Here is a 6234-nt window from a genome sequence, read left to right as displayed (position 1 = left end):
GGATTGGCCCATTTGCCTGTTCCCAAAGCTGTCGATGCTTATCAATCCATTTCCCTCGAGCAATTTTAATTTGCGTAATTCCGCGTTTGTTTACTCGTTCAGTCCCAACAGGCATACCGTGACTTGGTTCGCTAGGCATTTTAAAGTCTTTCCCACCTATCTTACCTTTGCGCCAACCATAAAGGCTTGTCCGACTTTTCACTCCATGCGTCTGTTTCCACTGACATATTTGCGTAGGAGTGATCGAAAGTGAAAAGCGATCATTGATCAGTTGAGCCAGTTCTTTGTTTCGAATTCCGTCTACGTTCTTGTTGATGAACTCTATTTGTTCCTGGTTAAATAGCGCCATTCCGTCACTCCTTTTTTTCCGATTTGATAGGCGTGGTTAGCTGAACTAATCCCACCTATATGCCTCTTCTTGTTTACCACATTTCTTACAACGCCTTATTTTGGTTGGCGCAACATCCTTCACCCCTTGATTCGTGCACCACAAGGTGAAATTATGCTTACACATCAATTGTTTGATTCTTTCTAGGAAGGATGGGGTTGCGAACCATCCGCATTCCCATCCGTCTTGTTCGAACCTTGCCTGTTCCAATGTTCCAAATATCAAATGACGCGGGTAATCATCCATCCTTTTACCTCAATTTCTGGCAATACTTGCATTGGCCCACATAACAGATTCTTCTAGTTTGGTTGTTGCTAAAGATTTTTCTCGACTGTTGGGGCAAAGTTCGTCAATCAAATTTGCTAGCTCTTTTGCTTTGGATCGTAACTGATCGTACTTTTCCGCTTGTCCTTCTTTAGGTGCATGGTACATGAAATTATTTTCGATTTGGTTATTCATTTTTATTCCCTCTTTCTTTTTAATATTTGATAGCCTTCAACTCAAATCACTGAGTTTTTCAGCGTAACCAGCGTTCACAAGAAAAAACTGCAACCACTTTTTAGCTAATGAGCTGTATAACTTGTTGCCATATTTGTAAATACTGATATAAGCTAAAACCTCATTGTCGATCTGCTGCGACTGATTCGATGCTTTTTTATTCTCAATATCAATTTTTAGTTGATCTATCAATACATCCATTTATAGCCTCCATTTCGCCGTGATTCCCTTCATTCGCCGTCCTCCTCGATAAACCACTCATAATTAACTACTTCATTCGCTCTCGGGAAAAGATAACCAACACGATTGCATATGGTTCCTCCGTCTCCTTTCCACCAAAGTTTTGAATGTTCCTCTTTATCTTTACCAAATATTTCCAAAACTTTTTGAGGAGTTATACTTTTTAAATACATCAAATCAAACCTCCTTGATACCGTCCGTTACTGTAGGTTCCATTGACTAGCCATAGCTTCGGCAATCCCTAAGAATGTTCTGCTTCGTTCTTTCCATCTATTCTCACCTGGCGGCATACGATGTATTCTGCTTTCTCTTCCATCAACAATGTTTGTCGGTTCCAACAACGGCAGATTCTTTAACCATAAACACGTTGCTTTCGTTTCTCCGTGTCCAAATTGCCAAGGTTGTATAATTTGATCGGGCTTTCTAATTTTGCTTGAAATGACTGAAATCGGATTCTCCAATGCGATTCTCTCAACATCTAAATCCATTAGCCATTGAACAAATTCTAATGCCTCAGCTTGTTCCTCTTGCTTATCCTTAAACCACCTGGCGCCACTCACAGCTAAATGTGTACACGGTGGATGGCATATTGCTAAATCAAATTTTTTAAAATATTCTTTACCAAGCTGCTGAACATCTCCAACCACATGTGGTCCAGGCTTTTCGCTTTTAAGTAAATCGAAAGACACTGCCTGGTGACCTTGCTTGATAAACGAATCTCTTACAATCCCTGAAAATTCACATATTACAGCTACTTTCATCATTAATTATCCTTTCAAAAACCTACTTGATAGCCCCATGTTACGGAACTATTTGTCCGAAAAAATACAAGGTCCACTGCATTACTAAGCAGCAAACCTCGCTACCTACATTTGTTCTATGCAACATATTTTTCATGCTCTAATTTAAGGTCAGATCCGGTCGTGTCAATGTACTGCAACGTCGTGTCAACATCTGTGTGGCCCAAGAATCGTCGCACATCATTTAAAGACATACCTCTTTTCAAGGCTAGAGTTGCTGACGTTCGTCGAAATTTGTGCGGATGAGCGCGAGCTACACAAGCGCGTTTCGCAATCCGTTTGATCATCTTTTGAATACCGCAAACGGACATCTGTGTACCGATACCTTTTAAGCCACAAAGGATAGGTCCTTCATAATGAGGCTTGATAAGTAAATAATTATCAATGGCAACTTTCGCTCTGGCACCGACGAAAACGACACGCTCTTTATTTCCTTTACCGACCACTGTGATTGATCCTCGCTGCTGATCATAGTTCTCCATTGCCAACAAAGTTAACTCGCTAACACGACATCCAGTCGAAAAGAGCATTTCAATCACTGCTTTTTCTTTCGGCTTAACGCACGCATTCCGCATCAATTCGATCTCAACGGGTGTAAACGCCTTTTTAAGCCGCTTCTCAACTTTGATATCTTCAACACGCCGTCCAGGATCTTTCAAAATGTATTCTTCTTCATAAAGCCATTTGAAAAACCGACAGATACATCCTCTTTCTCGATTCAAGGTCGCTGACGATAGATGGTCCACCATATCTCGGTGAGCGATAAACAATCTGATGTCTTGCGTGGTAACATCCTTGTACTGCGTCTTAACCCATCGATTAAACCGGTCGATAGTTCGCATAGCTAGCTCGATTGTGCCGTTAGAAAGGTTTCTCAGTTTCATGCTGACAAAATACTGTTTGTATGCTGCTATATCACTCGTCTCATCGTAGATGACTACTTCATTTTTTGATTCATCGACCCGATATTTCGCCAGGTCCATGACCAAAATCACTTTTAATTTTTTCAACTGTTCCGCTTCTAACTCAGGGCTCATGTGACGAACGACAGTATTGATTAACTGCTCTTTCATTTCCATGACTCTCTCTCTCCCTTTCGAAGGTTAAAAACTAACTTTCTCGGACAAACATATTATTCAACCGGACAACCGTTCTACTTTGTAGCTGTTCAACAAGCCGATCATCCAATTCTTGAGTTGAAATAATTCTTACTAGTGCACTGTTGTTGTATATTTTTTCGACAATCCCGAAAAATGGATAAGCCCAACTTCCTTCACGAGTAGTATCGCACTCGTAAACTTCGCCGATTTCGATATTCTTTTTTGTTCGATACTTTTTCTTTCGAATCGGCACGCTTTTGATCGCACCAATCTGACTGCGATATTTTTCTGTTAGCATTTTTTCACATCCTCAAATTGCACACTGTTAAACGGGACACCGGGAAACTCTTGTAAAAATACCTCAGTAAATGAGGAGAATATCTCTGTTCGACTGACAGTGTAGGTCGTTCCTTCACAAAGAAATTCACGTGCCTTTTTGATATCGTAATCATCGCCGAAAGTAGGATGAGCAAACACTACTTTGCTGCCTGGTGGCGCAAAAATGTTCATCGTTTCTGGCGTTGAATCAATTGCTGATCGAATTTTTCTCCAGACCATTCCTTCACCTCAATTATTGATTTTAAAAACGATAATGATTATTTTTCAGTTCATGTACTCGATAATATTTTTTCGGTAATCAACGATTCCGTTCACTTGATCAACCTCAAATGCTTCTAACCACACGAGTGGAAAAGACTTCCGGCCATCGGCTAATAATTGCTTTTCAGATATTAAGTATTCGTCAATATCAACCAAAAAGGATCTTCGGCCATTTTCTAAAGCGATTAAAAGAAATGACTGCCCGCCAGTCTCTTTAAAGGCTTTTAAAAACTCCTTTTGATGTGGCTTTACAGTGACGACCTTACCGGAGCCGAATGGAAAATTTGTTTTATTTGCGGTTAATTTACAGTCAAAAGCAATCGGCTTGCCATCCAAGTGCCCGATAAAGTCACATCCTGTTTTTGAGTCCCTGACAATAATTTGGCGACCACCTTGTCTGATTGTTTTAGTTCCGTTCGGGATCTTCTCAACGACTCCGAACCCTTTTGCTCGATAGAATTGATTCACGCCTTCAATGCATTTTTCAAATTGGCTCCACGGTTTCATGCTGATACCGCCTGCTTACGTTGTAGTTTTGCTAAGAGATTGGTCCCCCAATCAAGCCAGTAACTAAATGATTTTCCTGACATATCCGAATACTCTTTCGTGCCAGGATAAAGATTTAGATGCAAAATAATCGTGAATTGCTTAAACCGATATTTCGCATCCTGCTGCTCTGAATTTTTTAAGCTCGCCAAAGCGAAGATCATACACTCCTGATAATCTTGCGGTAACAATTTGACAATGGACGATGCTAATTCTATTTCAGTCATTCGGTGTCACTCCTAATTCAATTAATTTTTTTCTAGCTTCTGCTGAAACATCAGCCTCGGTTTTTGGGTGCGCTATATGATCCGGTAACGATTCAATACGCCCTTTGTTTTGCGGATGAGCATTTTTTCGATGCTTACCTGCCAAATGGTTATTTACCTTTTCAGGTGTATCAAGACCCAGCTCTTCCCAGCTTTTCAATATTTTTTCGAGATAGCTATAATTGCGTGCGTTATGCTGGAGCATATCGTTAATCGCAAGTATTACAATCTCATCCTGCCCGCCAAAGTCATTGACCCAATATTGAACTGATTGAGTAATGAACGGGGCTTCGACTGGGTTCACTTGATTAAGCCAATAACGTACAGCGCTACTTTCTGAATGTTTAGTATTACTAGATTCAGAAGCATTACTTTTATTTACTTTAGTTTCCTTTACTTTACTTTGTGTATTAATGTCATCATTATCTTCGCTTGCTTGCGTATTAATGTCTGCATTAATCAAATAAGCTGTTGGTTTTGGCGATTTCCTTCTCTTTGTTGCTTCAAAATAGTTTGCTTGGATGTTTTCGCTGGTCAAGACCTTAGCCGAGTTAAACAGGGTTTCATCAAAGAACCCCCACGTAACTAAGCGGTTGACTATTTGGTCCAACAATTCCTTACTCACTCCGGGCAGACGTTTTAAAAGTGTTGCTCGCGTTAAATCATTCCATACAACGAAGTATCCTTTTTTGTATACCGCGCATAACAGCTTGATTACCGCTAGCTCACCTTTAATGCCAAATTCCCCAGCAATAGCTTCTATTTTTTCGTCTTCGAATATATCTACATCAAGAGGGAAATAATCAAGACCGTTTTTTATTGGCCTTGCCACAGCTTCACCTCCTATAAATCATTCATATTGGTAAATCCAGTAATCTTTTTATGTGCTCGGCAGTAATCACAAGTGCCGCACCACTCAGGAGCTTCTTCTCCCATTTTTACGCGTTGAACATGATCAATCATTTGTTCCACTCTCGATAGCTCAGACTGCATCTTTGACTCATCTAGCGTGATCAGTGCTACATCGCTCGGTGTTTGCTTACTAACCGCTGCAATAAATGGAACAAACTGTTTATCATACTGCTGTTCTAATAATTCACGATATACTGCCATTTGAATCAAGTAGCCATATCGTTCAATGAAGTTTGATTGTGGACCCCAGTATTCATCATATTTTTTCTCATGGATGTCCTTCGTTGTCTTGATATCCACAAAATAGCCATTTTCAAGATTCAGACAATCAATCTTGCCTTTCCATTCGACACCAAATAATTCACCGGTTAGAATGACTTCTTTTTCGCCTTGATAAATTTGCTGGAAGGCTGGCTCACCTTTTAAACGCGCAATCATCTGTTCAGCAATTTGAAAGTCCTTTAATAATCCATGCGGTTTTTTGCTAGAAAACATTTTGTCTTTGTTTTCAGCTTTGAACACCTTGTGTGCTTCTGTTGATTCAAAGTAAGAATGAACATAGTTACCAACCAATAACGGCTTCTTGTCACTGTCCGGCTCCCAATCGCTTTTTAGTTTTGCGAGTTCTGCAGCTTCGCAATCTAAAAAGCTCTTTAGTTGGCTGACTGACATAAACTGCCAATCAGCCTCATTTGAGTAATAGTTTTCATCAGAAAGGATAATCGTCTCCATCTTCATCATTTGGAGTCACGTCCTCTCTATCAAAGTTCTGAGCATTTGGATCAGGATAGTTTAAGTCTAGTGATTCTTGTGCAACTTCTTCCACTAGCTCAGACGCTTCGTCATCTTGCTTAAACAACTTATCTTCAATCGCTTTTGTTTTT

11 protein-coding genes and 1 pseudogene are annotated in these 6234 nt (G+C 40.1%); all 12 read right to left on the bottom strand.

Annotation, left to right across the window (positions count from 1 at the left end; all coding sequences use genetic code 11):
- Positions 1–349: pseudogene (locus tag RV00_RS15600) on the bottom strand (hypothetical protein); the annotation flags it as partial.
- A 294-nt stretch (positions 350–643) separates the two neighbouring features.
- Positions 644–847, bottom strand: coding sequence for an Acb2/Tad1 domain-containing protein (locus tag RV00_RS15590; protein ID WP_071863461.1), 204 nt, complete (start codon positions 845–847; stop codon positions 644–646).
- Positions 848–883: 36 nt separating this feature from the next.
- Complete coding sequence (locus RV00_RS15585) at positions 884–1087, bottom strand: hypothetical protein (RefSeq protein WP_071863460.1); 204 nt, start codon at positions 1085–1087, stop codon at positions 884–886.
- Between the two features lie 29 nt (positions 1088–1116).
- On the bottom strand, positions 1117–1299 hold the full coding sequence (locus RV00_RS15580; RefSeq protein WP_071863459.1) for a hypothetical protein: 183 nt from the start codon (positions 1297–1299) through the stop codon (positions 1117–1119).
- Between the two features lie 27 nt (positions 1300–1326).
- Positions 1327–1887, bottom strand: a complete 561-nt coding sequence (locus tag RV00_RS15575; RefSeq protein WP_071863458.1) for a hypothetical protein — start codon at positions 1885–1887, stop codon at positions 1327–1329.
- Between the two features lie 116 nt (positions 1888–2003).
- Positions 2004–3005 (bottom strand): tyrosine-type recombinase/integrase, encoded by a 1002-nt coding sequence (locus RV00_RS15570; protein WP_071863457.1) that lies wholly within the window; start codon positions 3003–3005, stop codon positions 2004–2006.
- A gap of 31 nt (positions 3006–3036) precedes the next feature.
- Complete coding sequence (locus RV00_RS15565; protein WP_071863456.1) at positions 3037–3324, bottom strand: hypothetical protein; 288 nt, start codon at positions 3322–3324, stop codon at positions 3037–3039.
- The gene (locus tag RV00_RS15560; protein WP_071863455.1) at positions 3318–3584 is read right to left on the bottom strand and encodes a hypothetical protein; all 267 of its coding nucleotides are present in this window, start codon (positions 3582–3584) and stop codon (positions 3318–3320) included. The genes RV00_RS15565 and RV00_RS15560 overlap by 7 nt, the downstream gene beginning before the upstream one ends.
- Positions 3585–3629: 45 nt before the next feature.
- Complete coding sequence (locus tag RV00_RS15555; protein ID WP_071863454.1) at positions 3630–4133, bottom strand: Holliday junction resolvase RecU; 504 nt, start codon at positions 4131–4133, stop codon at positions 3630–3632.
- Positions 4130–4399 (bottom strand): hypothetical protein, encoded by a 270-nt coding sequence (locus tag RV00_RS15550; protein ID WP_071863453.1) that lies wholly within the window; start codon positions 4397–4399, stop codon positions 4130–4132. The genes RV00_RS15555 and RV00_RS15550 overlap by 4 nt, the downstream gene beginning before the upstream one ends.
- Positions 4392–5270 carry a Lin1244/Lin1753 domain-containing protein gene (locus tag RV00_RS15545; protein WP_071863452.1) on the bottom strand — a complete coding sequence of 293 codons (879 nt, stop codon included), beginning with the start codon at positions 5268–5270 and terminating at the stop codon, positions 4392–4394. Before RV00_RS15545 ends, RV00_RS15550 begins: the two co-directional genes overlap by 8 nt.
- Positions 5271–5281: 11 nt before the next feature.
- Positions 5282–6091, bottom strand: coding sequence for a PD-(D/E)XK nuclease-like domain-containing protein (locus RV00_RS15540; protein ID WP_071863451.1), 810 nt, complete (start codon positions 6089–6091; stop codon positions 5282–5284).
- Positions 6092–6234: the final 143 nt, after the last annotated feature.

Origin of the sequence: Enterococcus devriesei, assembly GCF_001885905.1 — a bacterium.
Lineage (GTDB): Bacteria > Bacillota > Bacilli > Lactobacillales > Enterococcaceae > Enterococcus_A > Enterococcus_A devriesei.
This window is presented reverse-complemented; position numbering and strand designations above follow the sequence as displayed.

Coding starts and splice junctions, on each gene's coding strand:
- RV00_RS15590 (WP_071863461.1), bottom strand. CDS start 847: ATGAATAACCAAATCGAAAATAATTTCATGTACCATGCACCTAAAGAA.
- RV00_RS15585 (WP_071863460.1), bottom strand. CDS start 1,087: ATGGATGTATTGATAGATCAACTAAAAATTGATATTGAGAATAAAAAA.
- RV00_RS15580 (WP_071863459.1), bottom strand. CDS start 1,299: ATGTATTTAAAAAGTATAACTCCTCAAAAAGTTTTGGAAATATTTGGT.
- RV00_RS15575 (WP_071863458.1), bottom strand. CDS start 1,887: ATGAAAGTAGCTGTAATATGTGAATTTTCAGGGATTGTAAGAGATTCG.
- RV00_RS15570 (WP_071863457.1), bottom strand. CDS start 3,005: ATGGAAATGAAAGAGCAGTTAATCAATACTGTCGTTCGTCACATGAGC.
- RV00_RS15565 (WP_071863456.1), bottom strand. CDS start 3,324: ATGCTAACAGAAAAATATCGCAGTCAGATTGGTGCGATCAAAAGCGTG.
- RV00_RS15560 (WP_071863455.1), bottom strand. CDS start 3,584: ATGGTCTGGAGAAAAATTCGATCAGCAATTGATTCAACGCCAGAAACG.
- RV00_RS15555 (WP_071863454.1), bottom strand. CDS start 4,133: ATGAAACCGTGGAGCCAATTTGAAAAATGCATTGAAGGCGTGAATCAA.
- RV00_RS15550 (WP_071863453.1), bottom strand. CDS start 4,399: ATGACTGAAATAGAATTAGCATCGTCCATTGTCAAATTGTTACCGCAA.
- RV00_RS15540 (WP_071863451.1), bottom strand. CDS start 6,091: ATGATGAAGATGGAGACGATTATCCTTTCTGATGAAAACTATTACTCA.